This window comes from Dyadobacter subterraneus, from assembly GCF_015221875.1.
GTDB classification, from domain to species: domain Bacteria; phylum Bacteroidota; class Bacteroidia; order Cytophagales; family Spirosomataceae; genus Dyadobacter; species Dyadobacter subterraneus.
The window spans coordinates 3,297,209-3,320,378 of the sequence record NZ_JACYGY010000001.1; the positions used below are offsets into that span (position 1 = coordinate 3,297,209).

16 protein-coding genes are annotated in these 23,170 nt (G+C 39.7%); 12 read left to right on the top strand and 4 right to left on the bottom strand.

Annotated elements, in window-relative coordinates; translation table 11 throughout:
* Positions 1-17 precede the first annotated feature (17 nt).
* Genes IEE83_RS13550 through IEE83_RS13560 form a run of 3 tightly spaced genes read left to right on the top strand, consistent with a single transcriptional unit; the run spans position 18 to position 1,904 of the window.
* Positions 18-311: a DUF3861 domain-containing protein gene (locus tag IEE83_RS13550; RefSeq protein WP_194121086.1), complete on the top strand. Its 294-nt coding sequence runs from the start codon at positions 18-20 to the stop codon at positions 309-311.
* A 53-nt stretch (positions 312-364) separates the two neighbouring features.
* Positions 365-1,333, top strand: a complete 969-nt coding sequence (locus tag IEE83_RS13555) for a hypothetical protein (protein ID WP_194121087.1) — start codon at positions 365-367, stop codon at positions 1,331-1,333.
* Between the two features lie 19 nt (positions 1,334-1,352).
* The gene (locus tag IEE83_RS13560; protein ID WP_194121088.1) at positions 1,353-1,904 is read left to right on the top strand and encodes an NADPH-dependent FMN reductase; all 552 of its coding nucleotides are present in this window, start codon (positions 1,353-1,355) and stop codon (positions 1,902-1,904) included.
* Positions 1,905-2,082: 178 nt separating this feature from the next.
* Here the strand turns inward: IEE83_RS13560 and IEE83_RS13565 are convergent, their stop codons facing one another.
* Together IEE83_RS13565 and IEE83_RS33280 are read right to left on the bottom strand one after the other, a co-directional pair.
* Positions 2,083-4,233: a S9 family peptidase gene (locus IEE83_RS13565; RefSeq protein ID WP_194121089.1), complete on the bottom strand. Its 2,151-nt coding sequence runs from the start codon at positions 4,231-4,233 to the stop codon at positions 2,083-2,085.
* A gap of 102 nt (positions 4,234-4,335) precedes the next feature.
* Entirely contained in the window at positions 4,336-4,884 is a 549-nt protein-coding gene (locus IEE83_RS33280; protein ID WP_194123562.1) for a hypothetical protein, read from the bottom strand.
* Positions 4,885-5,045: 161 nt separating this feature from the next.
* On the opposite strand from IEE83_RS33280, the gene polA reads away from it, so the two are divergent.
* From polA to IEE83_RS13585, 3 genes are all read left to right on the top strand, one after another.
* The gene (polA, locus tag IEE83_RS13575; protein WP_194121090.1) at positions 5,046-7,928 is read left to right on the top strand and encodes a DNA polymerase I; all 2,883 of its coding nucleotides are present in this window, start codon (positions 5,046-5,048) and stop codon (positions 7,926-7,928) included.
* A 598-nt stretch (positions 7,929-8,526) separates the two neighbouring features.
* Positions 8,527-11,880, top strand: a complete 3,354-nt coding sequence (locus IEE83_RS13580; RefSeq protein ID WP_228101804.1) for a SusC/RagA family TonB-linked outer membrane protein — start codon at positions 8,527-8,529, stop codon at positions 11,878-11,880.
* A gap of 22 nt (positions 11,881-11,902) precedes the next feature.
* Entirely contained in the window at positions 11,903-13,483 is a 1,581-nt protein-coding gene (locus IEE83_RS13585) for a SusD/RagB family nutrient-binding outer membrane lipoprotein (protein WP_194121091.1), read from the top strand.
* Positions 13,484-13,594: 111 nt separating this feature from the next.
* Here IEE83_RS13585 and IEE83_RS13590 read toward each other — a convergent pair whose 3' ends face one another.
* On the bottom strand, positions 13,595-14,785 hold the full coding sequence (locus IEE83_RS13590) for a threonine synthase (protein WP_194121092.1): 1,191 nt from the start codon (positions 14,783-14,785) through the stop codon (positions 13,595-13,597).
* 70 nt (positions 14,786-14,855) lie between these two features.
* The gene (locus IEE83_RS13595; RefSeq protein WP_194121093.1) at positions 14,856-15,764 is read right to left on the bottom strand and encodes a LysR substrate-binding domain-containing protein; all 909 of its coding nucleotides are present in this window, start codon (positions 15,762-15,764) and stop codon (positions 14,856-14,858) included.
* Positions 15,765-15,891: 127 nt separating this feature from the next.
* Between IEE83_RS13595 and IEE83_RS13600 the strand changes: the two genes are divergently transcribed.
* The 6 genes from IEE83_RS13600 to IEE83_RS13625 all read left to right on the top strand — a co-directional run bounded on the left by IEE83_RS13600 (position 15,892) and on the right by IEE83_RS13625 (position 23,061).
* Complete coding sequence (locus tag IEE83_RS13600) at positions 15,892-16,281, top strand: hypothetical protein (RefSeq protein WP_194121094.1); 390 nt, start codon at positions 15,892-15,894, stop codon at positions 16,279-16,281.
* Between the two features lie 50 nt (positions 16,282-16,331).
* Positions 16,332-16,733: a hypothetical protein gene (locus IEE83_RS13605; RefSeq protein ID WP_194121095.1), complete on the top strand. Its 402-nt coding sequence runs from the start codon at positions 16,332-16,334 to the stop codon at positions 16,731-16,733.
* A gap of 106 nt (positions 16,734-16,839) precedes the next feature.
* Complete coding sequence (locus tag IEE83_RS13610; protein ID WP_194121096.1) at positions 16,840-18,162, top strand: sugar porter family MFS transporter; 1,323 nt, start codon at positions 16,840-16,842, stop codon at positions 18,160-18,162.
* A 345-nt stretch (positions 18,163-18,507) separates the two neighbouring features.
* Positions 18,508-20,232 carry a 3-keto-alpha-glucoside-1,2-lyase-like domain-containing protein gene (locus tag IEE83_RS13615; protein ID WP_194121097.1) on the top strand — a complete coding sequence of 575 codons (1,725 nt, stop codon included), beginning with the start codon at positions 18,508-18,510 and terminating at the stop codon, positions 20,230-20,232.
* Positions 20,233-20,276: 44 nt separating this feature from the next.
* The gene (locus IEE83_RS13620) at positions 20,277-22,271 is read left to right on the top strand and encodes a plastocyanin/azurin family copper-binding protein (RefSeq protein ID WP_194121098.1); all 1,995 of its coding nucleotides are present in this window, start codon (positions 20,277-20,279) and stop codon (positions 22,269-22,271) included.
* Between the two features lie 178 nt (positions 22,272-22,449).
* Positions 22,450-23,061 carry an RNA polymerase sigma factor gene (locus IEE83_RS13625; RefSeq protein WP_194121099.1) on the top strand — a complete coding sequence of 204 codons (612 nt, stop codon included), beginning with the start codon at positions 22,450-22,452 and terminating at the stop codon, positions 23,059-23,061.
* Positions 23,062-23,170 lie beyond the last annotated feature (109 nt).

Consider the following 23,170-nt stretch of genomic DNA (forward strand, 5'->3'; position numbering starts at 1 on the left):
GTGAATATATTTTTATTATGGAAAAACGTACGAACAGATACCGCCTGAATCTGAAATATCTATCAAGCGCAAAAGATGACGCAGTTTTGCCTGAACCTGTTGAAATTGAGTTCGAAAATCATGACAACATCTTTGCGATCATCGAAACTTTGAAAGAAAAAAATCTATTTACTGATGAAAATCAGGCTACGGAATTTGCCATTGGGTTGAAATTATTCAGCGAAGTAATGATCAAAAACAAAAATATGCCTTTGTTTGAAGAATTTTTTCCTGCGTTCGGGGCATTCATGAAAAAATTGAAATCATCCTGATTTCAAAAAGTTGCTGAAGCGCTTATATTGGGAACCAATCACTTCACTTTTTCATGATGAAAAAAACTTTATCAGGATTCTTTTACATAATTATCGGCGCTTCACAATTTTTATCATGCCGTAATGCAAACATTATCAGTCATTTAAAATTAAATGTTTCCAGTCAGTATTGTGCCCCAACGATAGCTTATACCTACAATCCGGAATTCATACCTTATTCCAACACCGATTCCATTCTGGTAAATAGTAAAACTTTGCTGGGAAAATTATCTGAACATGATGTCCTGATGGCAAACGCAACCGGAACGCTTTCCTTGATTAATAAGCTTCTTGAATCAAAAAAAGATACAACGATTAACGGACGGTTAAACCGTTTGGAAATCAGTAATAAAATTCAAAATCACCTTCACCTGTTAACCACGGAAATCTCAGGAATTGCAGCTGAGCTGGATTGTGAAGGTGAGCGTGCAGATCTTTTTGCAGGTTATCTGGACGATCTTAACGATAAAAAAACGGCTCGTCTGACAGGTGCCTCTATCGTGATTGCCGCGCTTGCAACAGTTGCCGCGGTGATGGTCAATAATCATGGTTTACAAAATGGAATTACCATTAGCGGAGGCATTATTTCGGCCGGACTGGCTGTGTTGACAATAAAACCTCATGGCAAAAAAATGAGCTACACACATGAACGTAATGTCCTGGAAGACATCTGGTTTGCTCCCGAAAAGTCAGCTATATATCCTCCGTTTATCTGGTACATGCTGAAAGAAAAAAAATTCAGCAATAGTAAGCAGGAACCGTTGGTACAGACTGTAAAAAACCGCTGGAATAAATTCGAACTTGATAAGGATATCGATAGTACAACGATTAATGTTTTGTTTAAAAACGGAGGAATTTATGACGCCGACAAGCTTCATACAAGAGCAACCATGCTCAATCAGTTACAGTCTACAATTCGTTCAATTAATCAGGATATGCAGAGTTTAATCTCTGAGTTGAACAACCTTAACGCTGATAAATAAATTATCAATTTTAGCAAACATGAAAAATATTCAAATTCTTGCCATTTCCGGCAGTTTGAGAAGTAATTCCTCCAACACAAATATTTTAAAAGCAACAGCCGAAATAGCTGGTGATTCCGTTGATTTTCAGATTTATGAAGGACTGGACACCTTTCCGCATTTTAATCCGGGAATTGATGAGGATAACGAAAAGGTGGCACATTTCAGAGAAAAGGTGAAAAACGCAGATGGAGTAATTATTTGCACACCGGAGTATGCCTTTGGTGTTCCCGGAGTTTTAAAAAACGCCCTGGACTGGACGGTTTCCACAGGAGAATTTAACGACAAACCTGTTGTGGCTATTAGCGCTTCTCCTTTAAATTCTGGTGGAGACAAAGCGCTCGCTTCTCTCCTGTTTACGCTCACCGCGCTCGGTACTGTAAAAAATGAAGGATCATCCTTGTCAATTCCTAATATCAAACAGAAGATCAGTGCGGATGGAAAACTAATTGAGATTGAACTCAAAAACCAATTGGAATTGATTTTGATCAATCTGCTTGAACAAATCAATAAAAAGCGAGAAAATCGGTAAAAAGAATAAAAACTCATCCGCTTGTCCCAAAAGATATTCCTGTTTGCGGATTTGTTTACGATATAAAATCCGGAGAATTAATTGAAGTAAAAGAAGCAAAGGAGGATGGTGCAAGTTCCTAAGCTCAACGTTATTTAAACAGGCTGCCGGACGCAGATGCATTCCGGCAGCCTGTTTTTTATTTGTCTATTCCTTCCAATGCAAACAGAAAAGCATATTGCAATGCAATTTCTTTAAGATATTCAAACCGCCCCGAAGCACCGCCGTGACCAGCTTCCATATTTGTTTTTAAAAGCAAAACATTTTTATCCGTTTTGTGGGTTCTCAAACGCGCTACCCACTTGGCCGGTTCAAAATATTGCACCTGGCTGTCATGAAGTCCTGTTGTTACGAGCATATTCGGGTAATCTTTTTTCTCAACATTGTCATAGGGAGAATACGATTTCATATACTCATACGAATCTTTATTTTTTGGATTCCCCCATTCGTCAAACTCGTTGGTAGTCAATGGAATACTTTCATCAAGCATGGTTGTAACCACATCAACAAAAGGCACATCAGCAATAATTCCGTGCCATAAATCCGGACGTAAATTTGAAATAGCACCCATCAATAGCCCACCCGCACTTCCGCCTTCGGCATATAAATGCGCCGTTGAAGTATATTTTTGTTTGATCAAAAATTCAGCGCAATCTATAAAATCGGTAAAGGTGTTTTTCTTTTTGAACAACTTTCCATCTTCATACCATTGACGACCCATTTCCTGTCCGCCGCGCACATGGGCAATTGCAAAAATAAATCCACGATTTAGCAAACTCAAACGGTTTGTGCTGAATCCCGCGTCCATGCTGTTTCCATATGAACCATAAGCATACAACAGCAACGGAGCATTTCCATCCAGTTTTGTTCCTTTTTTATAAACAAGAGAGACAGGAATTTTCAAACCGTCATGCGAGGTTGCATATAATCTTTCAGTCAGGTATTGTTCCGGATCATAACCACCCACAACTTCCTGGCGTTTCAGCAATTGCTTTTCTTTTGAAACCATTCCGTAATCATAAGTTGAGCCGGGCGTGGTTAAGGAAGTGTAATAATATCTTAAAGTCTCGGAATTATATTCCGGGTTTGCTCCGATGTAAGCAGCATAAGCAGGCTCCCCAAAATCAACGTAATATTCTGAATTCGACTCAATATTTCTGATTCTTAGTTGTAACAAACCGTTTTTCCGTTCGGTTACAACCATGAATTTTTTGAAAACTTCAACGCCTTCAATCAAAACATCTTTGCTGGTTGGAATTACTTCCTTCCAGTTTTCCACACCCGTTTTGTTCAACGGCGTTTCCATCAGTTTGAAATTGAGCGCGTCTTTATTGGTCACGATCAAAAACTTATCATTCTGATGATCGATATCATAAAGTACGTCTTTCATTCTTGGCTGGAAAACTTCGAATTTTCCTTCCGGTTTGTCTGCTTCCAGAATTCTGTATTCAGAAGAAACCGTTGCCGATGAACCAATGATAATGTATTTTCCTGATTTGGTTTTCCCAACGCCGATATAGTTGCTGTTATCCTTTTCTTTGTATACAACGACATCCTTTTTATCATCGTCGCCGAGTGTATGTCTTTTAATTTCCTCGCTTAATAAAGTCTTTGGATTTGTAGCCGTATAAAACAAAGTCTTGTTATCATTTCCCCAGACAGAACCGCCGCTGGTAGGAAATATGGCATCTTTATAAGTTTCCCCTGTTTCAAGATTTTTGATATAAATCGTGTATTGTCGTCTTGAAACCGTGTCCACGCCATATGCCAAAAGTTTGTTATCAGGACTGATATTGAAACCGGATGCAGCATAGTAAGGATGGTTTTTCGCCATTGCATCCACATCGAGCAGAATTTCCTCCGGAGCTTCCAGACTTCCCTTTTTTCTGCAATACTTGAAATACTGCTCCCCTTCCTCACTTCTGGTATAATAGAAAAAACCGTTTTTGAAAACAGGAACCGATTCATCTTTTTCTTTGATCCGGCCTTTCATCTCAGAAAAAAGGTTCGTCTGAAATTGTTTTGTTGCGGCCATCATCGTATCTGTGTAGGCGTTTTCCGCTTTAAGATAATCCACTACCTTGTCACTATCAGGACCTTCTCTGAAAAAGTCAGCCATCCAGTAGTACTCATCATTTCTTTTATCTCCGTGCATTCCCGTTTCATGCGGTTTCTGATCTGCAACGGGAGGTTTTACATCAGGCCATTTATATGTTTGATTCACTTCTTTACTATGGTTACAGGAAAAAACGATAACGGCGAAAATGAGTAAAAAAAATCGTTTTTGCATAATAATTTAGGGTTAAAAACAAAAAAGAAAGCTGCCAGTCCACGTGATACGAACGGCAGCTTTTAGATTTTAGCAAATTTTCTGCTTATTTCTTATCAGGTTTTAATCCTGGATATTAAACAATTTAACAGCATCTTCATATGAAAGATTTTCATAATTCATCATACGAATCGCCTGTCCGCCAGGAATTACCACATAACGAAACTGATATGTTGCAGATGGCTGCGCATTGCCGTCAAACGGAGTTGACCATATTCTCAAAGTGTTTAGTGCCACAGAAAAATCGATCAGCTCTTCTGTAAAACCGGATTTAACCGTTACCGGAAGCTGGCGGATCTGTGTATCGCCCAAATTCAATTTTGCGTAAACCAGCACAACACCTTTATCCAGAATATCCTGTGTAATACGCGCAACCGGAATATCTATATAAGAACGCTGGACACTGTTGAAATTAATTCCAGTCCAGGGTCCCGCAGCAGCCCAGCTCGAATAAAATACATTGGCAGTTCCGGCTGGTCCTGTCGCACCTGTTGCTCCGGTAGCACCTGTTGTTCCCACACCCGCTGGTCCCGCTGGCCCTTCCGGTCCTTTGCAAGCCTGCATCATTACCAAACCCAAACACAACACTGCTAACGTAAATTGTTTTTTCATTGCTTCCATTTTTCTTTAATTACTGATAAGTCTCGCCTCAAAAATAAGGCGAAGATGCCAATTTGCAGAATCATAAGCAAAATTTGAACCCGATTTAGGTGAGGAAGTCACAAAATAGTCAGCGTTACATTATCTTTGATTTTCGTTTATAAAAGAATCTTATGGAGAAACCCACCCAGAAGCTATTTTTGCTCGACGCGATGGCGTTGATTTACCGTGCTCATTTTGCCTTTATAAAAGCACCCAGAATTACTTCGAAAGGTTTGAATACCAGTGCGGTATTTGGCTTTACAAATACTTTGCTGGAAGTTTTGCAAAAGGAAAAACCAACGCATATCGGTGTAGCTTTTGATACTTCCGAGCCAACTTTCCGCCATATTGAATATCCTGCTTACAAAGCACAGCGCGAAGCACAGCCCGAAGATATCAGCGTAGCTATTCCTTATGTGAAAAAATTATTGGAAGCCATGTGTATTCCAATTCTGGTTTTGGATGGTTTTGAAGCAGATGATATCATTGGGACCATTGCAAAAGAAGCTTCCAAAGCAAATTTTGAAGTTTTCATGATGACTCCCGACAAGGATTTTGGTCAGCTTGTGGAGGAGCATGTACATATATATAAGCCTGCTTTCATGGGTAAAGGTGCCGAAAAACTTGGCATCAATGAAGTACTTGACCGCTGGCAGATCAAACGTATCGACCAGGTTATTGATATGCTTGGGTTGATGGGTGATGCGGTTGATAATATTCCGGGCATTCCGGGTGTGGGTGAAAAAACGGCACAAAAGCTTATCGCTGAATATGATACGATCGAAAATCTATTGGTTCATGCGGATGAAATAAAAGGAAAACTGGGAGAAAAAGTTCGTGAACATGGTGCACAGGCTCTTTTGAGCAAAAGACTGGCCACGATCGACATTCAGGTTCCTGTGCCTTTTGATGCCGAAGACCTCACTATTTGCGGAGCCAATCGTGATAAAGTCAATGCGTTATTTGACGAACTTGAATTTAAAACACTTCGTCAGCGGATTTTAGGAAGTGATACACCTGCGGCCGCAGCTCCGGCGCCACAGACAAAAGTAGTCGACAAAAAAGGTCAGTATGATTTATTTGGTAATGCTGTTGCCAGTGAAAATGTGGTAACACAGCAAAACTCGGACATTTCAAATTTCGAATCTTCATCTTCGGGTAATTTTGAAGGAGAGGAATCCGATATTCCGCTTCTTGCCAAAAAGACAATTGACAATACTTTCCATCGGTATCATACAGTCGATACGCCGGAAACTTTAAAGAGTCTGGCGTATTATCTGAGCCTTCAATCAGCTTTTTGCTTTGATACAGAAACAACGGCGCTGGAAACAATTGATGCTGAGCTTGTCGGACTATCATTTGCTTATCTTCCGGGTGAAGCTTTTTATGTTCCGGTTCCACCTGATAAAGTACAGGCTCAGGAAATTGTGGAGTATTTCAGAGAAGTTTTTGAAAACGAAAATATTGAGAAAATTGGCCAGAATGTAAAGTATGATATCCTGGTACTTAAAAATTATGGTATTGAAATAAAAGGAAAGTTGCAGGACACCATGCTTGCACACTACCTACTGGAACCTGACAAACGCCACGGAATGGATATCCTGGCTGAAACTTATCTGAACTACGAGCCGGTTTCTATCACCTCCTTGATTGGCAAAAAAGGAGTAAAACAAGGTAATATGCGTGACGTTGCCATTCCTGAAGCGACACAATATGCCGGTGAAGACGCTGATATTACCTTACAGCTTAACAATATTTTTGTTAAGGAACTTCCCAAGTATAATGCCGAAAAGTTATTTCAAAATGTAGAAATGCCTCTTGTTCAGGTTTTGGCTGCGATGGAAAATACCGGCGTAAGGCTTGACATTGGCGCTTTGGCCGATATGTCACTGGTACTGGAAGGTGATCTGCGTAAAACGGAATCGGAGATTTTTGAAATTGCCGGTCAGTCGTTTAACATTGGTTCGCCAAAACAATTAGGCGAAGTTTTATTTGACAAAATGAAACTGATCGACAAACCTAAAAAAACGAAAACCGGCCAGTATGCAACCGGCGAAGAAATACTTTCTGAACTTGAAGGACAGTTTGAAATAGCCAGAAAAATTCTTGATTACCGGGAACTTCAAAAATTGAAATCCACGTATGTCGATGCCTTGCCCACACTGGTTAGTCCTCGTACAGGGCGAATTCATACTTCTTATAATCAGGCAGTTGCAGCGACGGGACGATTGAGCTCAACAAATCCAAACCTGCAAAACATTCCGATACGTACACCAAGAGGACGGGAAATTCGTAAAGCATTTATTCCGGACGGCGACGATTTCCAGATTATGTCGGCGGATTATTCGCAAATCGAATTACGTATAATGGCAGCGTTCAGCGAAGACAGCAGTATGATCGAAGCCTTTAATCAGGGCCGGGATATTCATGCGACTACGGCCAGCAAAGTATTCAAGGTTGATCTTTCGGATGTGACTTCTGATATGAGAAGAAAAGCGAAAATGGTCAATTTTGGAATAATTTACGGTATTTCTGCATTTGGACTAGGACAACGTCTGGCCATTCCACGCGGGGAAGCTTCCGAAATTATTAAATCATATTTTGAGGAATTTCCTGCTGTCAAGCAATATATGGACCGTGTAGTTTTTGATGCGCGTGAACAGCATTATGTCCAAACCATTTTAGGAAGACGTAGATATTTGCCAGATATCAATTCCCGCAATCAGACCAATCGTGGTTTTGCGGAGCGAAATGCTATTAACGCGCCCATTCAAGGTTCTGCGGCAGATATGATTAAAGTTGCCATGATCAACATTCATGATTTTATCAAAAATGAAAAACTTAAATCACGCATGATTTTACAGGTTCATGATGAACTTGTATTTGATGTGCATCGCGACGAAGTGGATTTTCTAAAAGAAAAAGTAGACGAATTAATGCGCAATGCTATTCCTTTACAGGTTAAAATGGAAACTGGTATCGGCATCGGAGCCAATTGGCTGGAAGCTCATTAAACATGTACTATAACAATAAAAAGGTCTGAGCCGTAACTTAACGTACGAGTCAGACCTTTTTTGTTGATACTTTGGTGAAGAATATATGTCTAAAACATCATTTTAATTTCCTTCTTCAAGCCGGCCATTCAACTTATTCTTCAAATTATACCCATCCTTTTTTGCATCTGGCAAAGAGCAAAAATTTATAACTCCCAGAAGATTTTCAGGCTGCTTTATTGTCAATTTTAAATCATCATATAGTTACAAAAAAGTTCAGTCATAGAATTTCAGGAAATTATTATGCTTTTGTAGAATAATTTAAAATTTGTAAACATATAATAGTCAAGACGAACATTTTTCAAGTAACTAATTTTAATTTACAGCTTAATTTTTGTTTCCATATAACACTCATTACTAATTCTTTGTAAATTAAAAATAACGAAATAATAATTTGATTATCTAAATATTACCCGTATTTTGGTTTGTTAATAATTCATTAATAATTAAGTAATACTATACATTTAATTTTGCGCATTCATAATTGAGAGCTTTACAAGTCCTCTTTATGTCCTAAAATCTTTTACCCAAAATTTTTCACTTTTAACTATTCAACTTTATGAAACGATCTTTACGATTGCGAAACAGGGTGCTCTTGCCGTGGAGGCAAATCCTGATTGCTTTGCTCATGATCCAGCTATGTTTAATTCCGGATTTGTTCGCACAGGTAAGGACTGTTGAGGGAACTGTCAAGGGTGTCTCGGATGGCCAGCCTGTTCCCGGCGCATCCATTGTATTGAAAGGTACAACTACCGGAACCAACACGGACGAAAATGGACGCTACAAAATTACCGTTGCCGACGGTGGAAGCACGCTTATATTCTCAGCAATTGGTTATATGAAGCAGGAAATAGTTGTTGGCAACAAATCGGTAATGGATGTTGATCTTGCAACAGATACCCGTGAATTGTCGGAGGTTGTAGTAACGGCTCTTGGTATCAAAAAAGAAACAAGAAAACTGGGATATGCCGTACAAGAAGTTAAGGGAGAGGACCTTACCATGGCCAGAGATCAAAACCCGATCACGGGTCTTACAGGAAAAGTGGCCGGTTTGTCGGTGGGTGCTTCGGCTGAGATGCTTAGAAAACCTACCGTAATTTTGAGAGGTAACGAGATCAACCTGTACGTGGTTGATGGTGTACCGATCAGCTCTGATACCTGGAACGTAAGCCCGGATGATATCGAGACTTACACAGTTTTGAAAGGGCCAACAGCGGCAGCTCTTTATGGTAGCCGTGCGCAATATGGTGCGATTTTGATTACTACAAAAAAAGGTAACAAGAAAAAAGGCTGGAATGTTGAGTTTAATTCAACCAACGCCATTGACAAAGGATTCCTTGCTTTTCCAAGAACTCAGGATGAATACGGCGGAGGTGAAAACCAGCTTTATGCATTTGGTGATGGTAAAGGTGGTGGGTTAAACGACAATGATTATGATGTTTGGGGACCAAAATTCCGCGGACAGCTTATTCCTCAATATGATGGGAAATATGATCCGACTCAGGAATTTACGACAACTTATCCAGGCGGTTATCAGTGGAAAGGGCATATTACTCCTACTCCCTATGTAGCGCGCGGAAAAAACAACCTGAATCGTTTCCTGCAAACTGGTTTTCAAAGTACAAACAATATTTCGTTGACTACGAGCGGAGACAATTACAATCTTCGTTTCTCTGCTTCGCATTCAACACAAAAAAGTATCATACCAAACAACGCGGTTAACATTACGAACTTCAACATGTTCGGTTCTTTCAACCCGACTTCACGTTTGAAAATCGATGCCAACGTAAACCTGAACCGTCAATATTCTCCAAACTTCCCTGACGTGGATTACGGACCAAACAGTTTGATTTACAACGTAGCTGTATGGACCGGTGCGGACTGGGATGTGGAAGCTCCGGATATTAAAGGAATCTGGCAGGAAGGAAAAGTAGGTACGCAATCTGTTTTTGCAGAATATCAGCGTTACCACAACCCATGGTTCCAGGTTAAGGAATGGACGAGAGGTCATTACAAAACAGATATATACTCATACGTTTCGGGTAATTACAAAATCAATGACAACGTAAATGTAAATGCACGTACGCAGGTGACTACTTACAATTTACTTCGTACTGAAAAGATGCCATATTCTGCTCACCCATATGGACGTGATCAAAATAAAGGTGATTACCGTGAAGACCGCCGCAACTTGTTCGAAAGCAATACCGATGTTCAGGTTAACTATAATTATAACATTGGCAAATTCTTTAATCTTGCCGGTTTCGTAGGTGGAAATGCGAGGTTGTTTACATATAATTCAAGCTTTACCTCAACCGATTATTTGAGCGTGCCGGGTGTATATAGTTTTAGTAACTCATTAAATGCAATCCAGGCAAGCAGCTTTGATTCCAAAATGCGAGTTTACAGTGGCTATGCTTCTATGGATGCATCTTTTGGAAAATATGCGACATTGGCATTGACAGGTCGTATCGACAAATCATCTGCATTGCCAAGCGGAAACAACAGTTATTTCTACCCAAGTATATCGGTAGCTTCTCCGATTTCGGATTACATTAAACTGCCGGATGTAATTTCTTTCCTTAAAGTAAGAGGTTCTTTTGCCGCAATTCACGGTGATGCTACAAATGCTAACGTAGGTGTTGCTCCTTTTAACTCTATCACAGCGCTTGGTGCAAGTCCTTCAGGTAATTCACTTTTTGATTATCCATTAGATTATGGCAGTAATTATCAGTCTCCTTATGGCGGTCCGGATTATTCACTTTCTTCGGTTTATTCTACTGCCAAACCATATAATAGCCAGACTGCTGCTTATTACACAAGCAATATTTACGATCCGAATATCAAAACCTTCAACCGTATTAATTATGAAGCGGGTGTTGATATGAAATTTTTACAAAACCGTCTGGGATTAAGCCTTACCGGATTTGAATATCTTGACGGTCCGCAAATTCTTCAAAACCCGATTTCGTCTGCAACAGGTTACAGCTTCTATTACCTGAACGCTCTAAAAACAAAGAAAACAGGTTACGAAATTTCATTAACGGGAACACCAATCAGAACTGGTGATTTCAACTGGGATATCCTTGTGAATTACAGTACGTTCAAAGAAGTTTACAATGAACTTCCAGGAAATCAGTCAGTTTACAAAACATTCTTCCATAAAGGTGACCGCGTTGATAAATTTTATGACAGCGCGTTCCTAAGAACAGAAGACGGAAAAGTGATCTATAACAGTTCAGGATCTCCAATTTCTAACTCAGTTTCTCAATTCCTGGGTTATCTGAATTCGAAATTTGCATGGAGTGTTTATAACAAATTCACTTATAAAAGTTTCTCTCTTGGTTTCCAGTTTGACGGTCGTGTAGGTGGCAAAACATCCGATTACATGCACAACAAAACAATGCGCGGAGGAAGAAACCTTGAAACAGCAACAGGCGCACTTGGTGTAGCACGTGACCTGGATGATCAACATGCAGGTGATCCAAATTACAAAGGAAGTTATGTAGGTGACGGTGTTGTGGTTGCCAACGGTCAGGCGATCAACATCGATTCTCAGACTGGTAAAATACTGAATTACAGCGAATTGCAGTTTTCTCCAAACACAAGCGTTAAATCTGTTCAATCATGGGTAAGTTCTTATTACGGTGTGACAGAAGCAAACCTTATGAGCAAAACTTATGCTAAACTTCGCGAGTTGACAATCGGATATTCGATTCCTGGAAAAGTGCTTGGCAATTCATTCATTAAAAAAGTAACGGTTTCTCTTGTAGGGCGTAACCTGATTTATTTCTACAAAGACAAACGCTTTAAAGATGTGGATCTTGACCAGTATAACTATTCCACTACCGGAACTGGTTTACAGTCGCCTACAACGCGCAGATACGGTTTCAATCTGAACATGTTGTTTTAATTAAATTATAGACTTTAAGAACATGAAAAAAATAGTATTACTACGATTTTTGCCTTTACTGGCACTGATCCTGCTGGGAAGCTGTGAGGGGAATTTTGATGAACTGAACCTGAACTCAAACAAACCTACGACCGTTCCGCCTTCTTTGTTACTTACAGGAATTTTGAACGATCTGTATGATGCACCTGCGGGTGATTATGAAAAATGGGATCAGTACTTCCTTATCAATTATGATTACTATGGAAATAATCAGTATGTTTTTGGTCAAGGCCAGGACAAGTACTCTACGTTGAAAAACGTGATCAAGATGGAAGAAGAAGCTGCCAAACTTTACACAACGGAAATTAATCCGTACGGAGCGTTAGGTAAATTTTTCAGAGCCTACTTTTTTACACAAATGAGCCTTCAGATGGGTGATATCCCAATGACAGAAGCGCTTCTTGGAGGTACAAACCTGAATCCGGTTTACGATTCTCAGAAAACAGTTTTCCTTCAAAGTCTGAAATGGCTGGACGAAGCTAATACGCAGCTTGGTACATTGGTTGCCCAGTCAGACAGCAGATTATCAGGAGATATTTATTTTGGTAACAGTGTAGCAAAATGGCAAAAAACGGTGAATGCGTACCGTCTTCGCCTTTTAATTCACCTGAGTAAAAAGGAAAGTGATACGGATCTTAATATCAAAACGCAGTTTGCGACCATTATTGGTGATCCTGTGAAATATCCGTTGATGACAAGTACTGATGATAACCTTCAATATACTTACATCAATCCTACCAACAAATATCCTGAAAATCCTGGTTCATTTGGTTTTAACGCCTTACGCGAAAACTCATCTGCAACTTATGTAGGTTTGTTGACAAAATTAATGGATCCACGTGTTTTTGTTACAACAGAACCGGCATCTGCCAAAGTTTCTGCGGGTACAAGCCCTACAAGTTTCAGCGCGTTCCTTGGTGCTGATCCTGGCGAAGATTTGGGTATTATGTATGTCAAAGCCAACGCTGGTGAATATTCTCTTATCAATCGCAGACATTATTACGAGACTTACACCGGAGAACCAAGCGTGCAGATCGGATATCCTGAAATGTGCTTTAATATTGCGGAAGCAATGAACAGAGGCTGGGCAACAAAAGGCGCTTTGGGAACTGCGGAGGATTATTACAAAGCAGGAATTCTTGCCTCATGGTCATCTTATGGTATTCCGGCATCTGGTTCATTTACAGCATATTTTATCAGTTCGGGAAGTCCGGGAAGCACAGCTGTATACAACAGCTACCCTATCAATACTCCTTTTGATACTTACTATGCGCAGTCAAGTGTGAAATATGCTGCGGGTGCAACAGGTTTGACTGAAATTTTGAACCAACGTTATCTTGCACTTTTCAGACATTCAGGTCTTGAATCTTATTATACTTACCGTCGCACAGGAGTTCCAGCTTTCACTACAGGACCAGGCACAGGAAACAGTGAGCGTATTGCAAAAAGATTCCAGTATATCCAGACTGAAAAAACAGCAAACACAGCAAATTACACAGCTGCACTGACCAGCCAATATGCCGGAAATGATGATATTAATGGGGTTATGTGGATTTTGAAATAATCATTTTTTAGTTGAAAGTTTTGCCTGGCCGACTTTCAAAGAATAACAAAAAACGATCTGGAAGCTTCCAGATCGTTTTTTGTTTTAAAGGTAGATTTAGAAATAGAAATATTATAACAGGTTTTCAGCATATTTATAGCCGCTGCCTGTATTTAATAATAATATCGTTTCGTCAGGGCTGACGAGTTTATTTTCAATTGCTTTCAGCATAGCAGGAACAAGTGCACCTCCTTCTGGTGCCACAAATAATCCTTCTCTTCTTGACAAAGTTTTTACACCATCCAGTAATTCCTGCTCGCTTACTGAAATTGCAAATCCGCTGGATTCTTTCAGGATTTCTAAAATTTGTCTTTCTGCAAAAGGAGATGGAACGGCAAGGCCGTTTGCCATCGAAGGTTTTGCCTGGTAAGCAGACGCATTTTTTTGTTTACCTTCATATGACCAGACAATCGGCTGACAATTTTCTGTCTGAACTGCTATCAATCTTGGGAATTCCCCTGTTATCCATCCGGCTTGTTTCATTTCTTCAAAAGCTTTCCAAAGTCCGATCAAACCAGTTCCGCCACCAGTTGGGTAAAAAATTACATCTGGTAACTCCCAGTTCATTTGTTCGGCGATTTCAAAACCCATCGTTTTTTTTCCTTCCAAACGGTAAGGTTCCTTCATGGTGGAAACATCGAAATAGCCATTTTCGGCTTTCATTTCTGCAACGAGTTTGCCGCAGTCGTTGATTAAACCGTCAACCAGAATTAGCTCTGCGCCAAAATAACGGCATTCCTGTTTGAATATTTCCGGGGTTAATCTTGGCATTACAACCGTTACTTCAATATTTGCTTTTGCACCATAAGCAGCCAAAGCCCCGCCTGCATTTCCGGCAGTTGGAACAATACATTGTTTTATTCCCAATTCTTTCATTTTGGAAACAGCAACGGCTTGTCCGCGCGCTTTGAAAGAACCGGTTGGATTTAGAGATTCGTCTTTTAGTAGTAATTTATTGATTCCGAATTCTTTGGCAAGATTTTCAAGATGTAATAACGGAGTCATACCTTCACCCAATGTTACAATATTGGCCGGATCAAGGACCGGCAAAAATTCAAAATATCTCCATAAGGAAGCTTCACGATCCAGGAGAACCTCTTTATCTACATGATGTGAAAAATCATATTTGGCAAATAACGGCGCCTTCCATCCTTCGGCATCATTAGCACAAAAAGTCTGGATTTTCTTATGATCAAATTTCTCTTTACTTACTGCACATTCGAGGTGTGTGACATGTGAAGTTAAAGTCATCGTATTTTCCATGCTTTTGACATTATTTTTTGTCAAAAGTATAGGTTCAATTATAGCAAAACCAATGCTATTTTAATATACGCTATAACGCATTGTTATGACCTTGCAGTGCGAAACGGACAAAAGCCTGGCCAAAAGGATCGCTCTCAGAACCATGTCGCTGAATAAAATAAAACTGACGCTGAACATGCAGTCCTTCGATCAAAATCTGTTTCAATGTCCCTGACGCCAATTCTTTCTGAACAGAACGAAGCGGTAAAAATCCCAGACAATTATCAACCAGTAAAAAGTTTTTCAAAGCCTCTGTTCCACCAAGGGAGATATTATTTTTAAGATCTGAGATTTTCATGTTAACCTCAGCAAGAGCAGCCTTAACTGAATCCAGCGTTCCTGAACCGCGCTCCCTTAATGCAACTGGATAATTTTTCAATTCTTCCAAAGAAATAGATTCCCGGAACCAAAGTTCACTTTTTGGAGAACAAACTGCTATCACTTCGTCAGATAGAAAATATCTGTAACTGACAGAAGTTGTTTTGGTTTGCCCTTCAATAATACCCAGATCAATTTCATTATTACCCAAAGCTTTTAGAACATTTTCAGAATTGCGGTTTAAAAGTGTGATTCGGACATTGGGATATTTCTGACGAAAAGCAGATAATATTTCAGGAATAATATACAGCGCTACCGTGGTGCTGGCTCCTAACCGTAATTCTCCTTTGGCATTATATTCATCCTGATGGGTACTCAAAGCATAAGACAATCGAATCTGTACTTCCTTTGCCTGCCTTAAATGATCAAGAAGCAGATTTCCCGGCAATGTCAATTTTATACCGTTTCCAACCCGTTCAAACAAACTTGTTTTGTATTGTTCTTCCAAAGATTTGATATGGCGACTGATTGCGGGCTGACTAAGATTCAATACCTGACTTGCTTTTGTGAAGCTCAGATGATTAGCTACCTCAAAAAAAACTTCGTGCCGGAAGGATATCATTTATTTATTGAAATCAATTTTTCAAAGGTATTATTTTAAGCCGATCCGAAAGTAAAAATGTAAAATGATTACAACGTAATTTTTTATTTCGGTGTCATAATAAAAACGTTACTAACAGAATTAAAACATGAAAAACTTTTATCTTTTCATTATTGTTTCGACTATCGCTTTTAATTCCTGTAATGAAAAAACGGAAATATTTCCGAAAGGCCAATGGCATCAGGATTGTGCTGCATTTTCATCGGTTGCTGATGGTTTCAAATTGACCGATAAGTGTTGTCAATATTTGGACATACCAAAACTTGAAATCAAGAAAGATAATTCTTTCAAAACGACCGGGACTTATCACGCTTTTAATGGTTCAGGATTCACAAGTCAAACGGTTTCTGTCTTTGGCAATTTATCCAATAACGCACAAAAGGTCAATATCAGTTATGTAATCAATGCACAAACTGTTTCTTACAACATGCAGGCAGGACCGATAGATAAGGTGGCTTGCACTTGCGGCTGTGATTAATTAGCTTGAAACCAAGAAATACTGCTCAACGCTTAAAGCCCTCAATGTTTATGAAAATTTTTACCCGCCTTTTTCTATTTCTGATAATTATAATCTCATGCAAATCTGATTTTGTAATTCCTGTTTTTTGGACTCAAAATGGTACCTGCGCTACTTTTGAGATTAAAGGAGAAGAAATGATCCACAGAGGAAGGTGTTGTGAATATGTGAATATCCCCAAATTTAAACTTACCAAAAACACTTCTTTTTCAGTCGCTGGTTCTTACACTTATTATACACAATCAGGAAAAGCAGAAACAAATTTGCCGATCACTGTAAATGGTAAATTATCAAAAGATGGCCAGGAACTAACAATTAATTATACGGCGCTCGCCGACTCCTCACCTGTGAATTACACATTCCATCACGAGGAACATCCCGCAGTTTGCGATTGCAATTGTTACTTTAAATAACTTATGATACTCTTTACATTTGGCAGAATATCTGAATTATATTAAGTTAAAATTTTACTTTTCCAAGTCAATATTATTCGTAATTTGAGCAAAACTTAAACTACGGATGAAAAACAGTAAAGTATTAATCTGGTCGATTGTTGTTGCTTTGGGAGGTTTTCTTTTCGGCTTTGATACGGCCGTTATCTCCGGAGCAGAAAAAGCAATCCAAATTCTTTGGCAGCTAACCGCGGTCGAACATGGCTTCACGGTTTCCATTGCCCTGATTGGCACGGTAATCGGCGCCATGTTAGGCGGAATCCCGGCAGATCGTCTTGGTAGAAAACAAACTTTGGTCTGGATTGCCGTTTTGTATCTTGTTTCCTCACTGGGTTCTGCACTCGCCAACGACTGGTATTTATTTCTCGTTTTCCGTTTTCTTGGGGGTCTGGGTGTTGGGGCTTCTTCTGTTGCTGCACCGATGTACATTTCTGAAATTTCACCCGCAAAATCCCGTGGAAAAATGGTTGGATTATTCCAGTTTAATGTCGTTTTCGGAATTCTGATTGCCTATTTTTCAAATTATTTCATGCAGGACCTGGGCGATCATGCCTGGCGTTGGATGTTGGGCGTACAAGCCATACCATCAATCATTTTTCTTATAGCCGTTTTATCGGTTCCGGAAAGTCCGCGCTGGTTGATTATGAAAAAAGGAAAAATTGATGAAGCGCGCCAGATTCTTGAACTGATTGATAAAGAAACCAGCGAAGAAACGCTGGCGGATATTTTAACGGCAACAAAAAATATCCAAAATGAGCCGAAGGCCAAATTGTTTTCAGCAAAATATAAATCACCTGTTGGACTTGCCATTACGTTTGCGGTTTTCAATCAGGTTTCAGGAATTAACGCTATCATATATTACAGTCCGCGGATTTTTGAAATGACAGGTCTAGGTACCAAATCCGCTTTTTTATCTTCGGCCGGAATCGGTTTTGTTAACTTTGCCTTTACTTTATTGGCTATCAATTTTATTGATCGTTTTGGAAGACGTACTTTAATGTTAATCGGATCCGTTGGACTGATCATTACGTTAAGTCTCGTTGCCCGCGCATTTTTTATTCAGGATTTTACAGGCGTTCCGATTTTCCTTTTCGTTTACATAGCGTTTTTTGCGTTTTCTCAGGGCGCGGTTATCTGGGTCTTCATTTCTGAAATTTTCCCGAATGAAGTACGTGCGAATGGTCAGGCACTTGGCAGTTTTACGCACTGGTTTATGGCAGCCGTTGTTGCATTTTCTTTCCCGATTATCGCAGAATATCTGGGAGGAGGAATTACGTTTTCTTTCTTTGCCTTTATGATGATTTTGCAGCTCATATTCGTTTGGCGCATTATGCCCGAAACCAAAGGAACTTCACTGGAACATGTTGATAAAACTTTTATCATGCATTGAAATCATTTGTCTCGGTGTTCCTGCTAAAATTAAACACAAAGAGCGCAAAGTTTTTGCACAAAGAAGGACAAAAGTATTTTGTTTAAGAATTATGGTAACGTAATCTGATTTTACTACTCTTTGAGCCCTTCGTGTAAAACTTGGTGCTCTTTGTGGTAAACCGCTATGTGAAAACATGAATTAATATTAATACCATTTCGAGATGGGCAGATCGAAAATATCAATCTGCCCATTTTGTATTTAAAAATATTCAGTTTAAAAAAATTTATAATAAATCATAATATAATAGTAGAAAAAAACCCGTACTTCGCTTTTTAAATGTGAACATTACACTTAATATTTAAAATGCGTTCAACCATTCAAAAACTCTGTCTTTTCCTCCTTGCTTTTCCCCTCGCGGTTACAGCCCAAACAGGAAAGGGAAATTATTCGCCCATTACTTTAAAAGACTTGTCCTCTTTCGAGAATGCCGGTTCAAACTGGTCTGTTAAAGGAAATATTTCAATTCATCCGGTAAAAAATGAAGCTGCTAAAACCACAAATGGTGAAGGTACGCTTGTAGGAATAGCCGGTACCGCCATTACTACAAAAGTGAAAGCAAAAGATCTGCGTTTTTACGCCGAATTTATGCTTTCTCCGGGAGCAGAAGGAAATATAATTCTTCCGGGAGGACAACGCGTTCGTCTGGCCGATAATAAACAATTGGAAACCAGCGCACTTACAAGTGGTTATATCGGACAATTCCCTGTTCAAAATGCTTCAAAGGCTCCAGGTTTATGGCAAACGATTGAACTGGCCTATGATGCTTCAGTTTCAACGGTAAAGAATTCTGCCCGTTTAAATTCTCTGAAATTAAATGACGTTATTGTTTTGGAAAGCGTATATCTCCCTTTGTCAAAATCAATCAGTGATGCGCAGTCACTTGGTTTGGAAGTTACAAAAGGTACAATCGCTTTCCGCAACATCGGTTACCAGCTTTTGAATGACCGTAAACCGTTGACATTACATAATCTGAGTTACAAATTGTATTCAGATAAATGGGATGCTCCTACTTATTCAAAACTTGAAAAAGAAAGCAAAACCAATAGTCTGACACAGGAAGTCACAAATGGAATGCGTGAATTTCACCTGATCTATGAAGGTGAAGTACTTGCCGAAGAAGATGGTGATTATGTGTTCACAAGCATTTATTCAGGTAATGTTTTCACATTTGATATTGATGGAAAGGCGATCATTACTTCCGGAGAAAGTACTTCTCAGGAATCGCATTCAGGTTCTGTAAATCTGACAAAAGGTTCTCATAAATTCAAAATTCATTATTCCCGTTTTCCATGGCGCCAGCCGGCTTTGGGTTTGAGAGTTCAAAAAGCAGGAATTCGTACTTATGATCTGCACGTACTTTCTTCTTTGCCCGAGCCTGAGCCAAAACCTTATATTGGAGTGAATCCTGATTTACGCCCTGAAATGGTTCGTTCTTTTGTTCTTTTGGATGGTGAAAAATATAAACGTACCCATTGCATTTCAGTGGGAAGTCCTACCGGATGGAGCTATACTATGGATCTTAACCGCGGTGCTTTATTGCAGGCTTGGAGAGGTCAATTTGCTAACGTTACCGAAATGTGGTATGAACGTGGCGAGCCTCAATTGCTGGAACCAGCGGGCTTGAAAGTACCTGTTTCAGGAAAAAGTAATCTGGCAATTCTTGAGAATGACAAAGCTGCCTGGCCGGATTCTGCCAATGTAAATTATCTTGGTTATACTTTGGATGCACAGGGATATCCAGCCGTTCGTTACGCAATTGCTTCTGCCACCGTTAGCGATCATATCACTGCAACTAATGACGCGCTGACTATTACGTATGATGTTAAAGGTACACCGGCCGGCTCGCTTTACGCGCTACTTGCCAGCGGAAAACAAATCCAGTTGATTGAAAAAGGATTGTATCAGATTGACAACCGTTATTATATACAAATTGATAAAAAGGCAAAAGTGGTTTTAAGAAATTCCGGCGATGGTCAGGAATTGTTGCTTCCGGTTTCTAATGCAAGCAGTTACTCCATGTTCTGGTAGTTTCTTCTTTTATCTTTTTGACTAAAAATTTTATATCGTAGTAAATGAAAAATATAGTTTTAACAACCCTGCTTTCTCTTGGCTGTCTTGCTGCACAGGCGCAGAGCAAAGCAAAAACCGAGGATGATTATTACCGGATCATCACCATGCCGATTCCACAAAATATTCAGATGGAAGTTGGCGGACTGGCCGTTTTGCCAGATGGCCGACTGGCCGCATCAACGCGCCGGGGTGAAGTGTGGATGATTTCCAATCCTTATATGAAAGGAAACGGACAGCCAACTTTCCACCGTTTTGCTTCCGGGCTTCATGAGCCTTTGGGGTTATTTTACCGTGGAAAAGATATTTTACTTTCACAGCGTGGAGAAGTTACAAGATTGGTTGATACAGATAATGATGGTGTAGCAGATGTTTACGATTCCTTTGCGCGCTGGCCGTTATCAGGGAATTATCACCAATATTCCTACGGCCCGATTCCAATGCCAAATGGCGAAATGCTCGTAACACTTAACCTTGACTGGATCGGACGTGGTGCAAGTCAGTCCAAATGGAGAGGATGGATGTTGAAACTTGGTCAGGATGGTTCATTAACTCCTTATGCCACAGGTCTTCGTTCTCCTGCCGGATTTGGTTCTTACAAGGGAGATATTTTTTATACTGAAAACCAGGGTGACTGGGTTGGTTCTGGTCGGATGACACATTTGGAAAAAGGTGATTTTGCGGGAAACGTTGCAGGTTTGAGATGGAGCAGTGAGCCAGGCTCGCCTGTAAAATTAAAACCGGAGGATGTTCCTGACACAGGAGAACCTCTTTACGATGTTGCCAAACGCGTTCCGGGAATTAAGCCACCGGCAGTGTGGTTTCCTCATACTCTGATGGGAATTTCAACTTCTGATTTTAAAGAAGATACAACAGGTGGAGCTTTCGGACCTTTCCAGGGACAACTTTTTGTTGGTGATCAAGGCCATAGTAAAGTAATGCGTGTGGATATGGAAAAAGTTAATGGCGTTTATCAGGGAGCTTGTTTCCCATTCCGTGAAGGTTTTGAATCAGGCATTATCCGTATGGTTTGGGGCTTGGACGGTTCTATGTTCGTCGGACAGACGAGTCGTGGCTGGTCTGCAACCGGTAAGGCTGATTTTGGTATTCAGCGTCTGGTTTGGACAGGACAAACACCTTTTGAAATGAAAAATATACGCTCAATGCCAGATGGTTTTGAGGTAACTTTCACGTCTCCGGTTGATAAGGCAACGGCTTTGAAATCCGAATCTTACAAATTGAGCAGTTTCACTTACAAATATCATCACATTTACGGTAGCCCAATCATCAACACAAATGAATTGGCTATTAAAGGCATAGCAGTTTCAGAAGATGGACTGCGTGCACGTATTGTGATAGATCCTGCCACTTTGAGAAAAGGATATATTCATGAATTGAAAGCCGAAGGCGTTCAGTCAACGGATGGACTTTCGCTTTTGCATAACATCGGATATTATACTTTGAATGAAATCGCAGGTGGTGCAGCTTTAACCAGTTCTCAATACACAGCAAGTTCGAAACCAGCAATGGCCCACGATATGAGCACTATGACGGCTTCGGATTCGAAAGGTGCTGAAACAAATTCTGCCAAACGTGTTACTGAAATGCCTGCATCATGGACCAATGGCCCGGATCAGGTGATTAATATCGGTACGGTTCCGGGATTGAAATTTGACATTTCTGAAATTCAGGTAAAAGCTGGCAGCAAGATCAGACTGAACCTGAACAACAATGATGACATGCTTCACAATCTTGTCGTTGTAAAACCGGGAACAGCCAATACCGTTGGTGAACTTGGATTAAATCTTGGTTTGAAAGGAACTGAAATGAATTATGTTCCAAAAACAAATGATGTGCTTTTCCATACTAATATCGTAGAACCGGAAAAAACAGAATCCATCTATTTCGTTGCGCCTAAGCAAGTTGGCGTTTATCAATATTTGTGCACTTTCCCAGGACATTACACATTAATGCAGGGAAAATTAAAAGTTGTTAAGTAGAAATTTCCAATCTCCCCGTCCGTTTCTAAATGGCGGGGAGATTTATGATTGCCTCTCCCCTTTCCTGTCTTTTCTAATAAAATTTTAAAGAAAGATCCAAGTAAAAAAGGTAGAGAACCGCATTTTTTCAATATGATAATTTGTTGATTTATTTAAACATTACCTATCAGGCTTTAATTTGAATAATGATATAAACATATCCGGCAATACAGATCCTAATGCAGACATGTGGCTTAAATTTAAGTCAGGAGATGCTGCGGCTTTTGGTGAACTTGCACAAATCCACTATCGTGCGTTATATAATTATGCAACAAAGTTTTCGTCCGATTCCGATTTTATCAGGGATTGTATTCAGGAACTGTATCTGGAATTATGGGAACGCCGGTCATTTTTATCTGAAACCGCTTTTGTCAAATCTTATCTCTTAAAAGCATTACGTCACAAACTGATTAAGGAAAGTCTTCGCCTCAAACGTTTTAAGGAACATAAAGAATTATCATTTGATGCGGACGATGCGGATCTGTCCATCGAATCACATATCATTGAAAACGAACAGTTAAAACATCAGATTAAACGATTAAATCAAATCGTTTCTCACCTTACCAAAAGACAGCAGGAAATCATTTATCTGCGCTTTTATCAAAATCTGGAAAATGAAGATATCGCTCAGATCATGAGCCTTGGGCGCCAAAGCGTTGCCAATCTTTTATACCGCACAATCAAGGAAATCAAGGATATATGGATGCCCGCAGAATTTTTCTGGGGATTACTTCTTATCGCATTCTGCTGATTTTCAAGCACTCTCAAATTTTATAGTACTATTCCAAAAAATATTTTGATTTTTTTGGTTATCCATGACCAAAAATCAGACATACATAATAAAACCGCTCACAGAATAG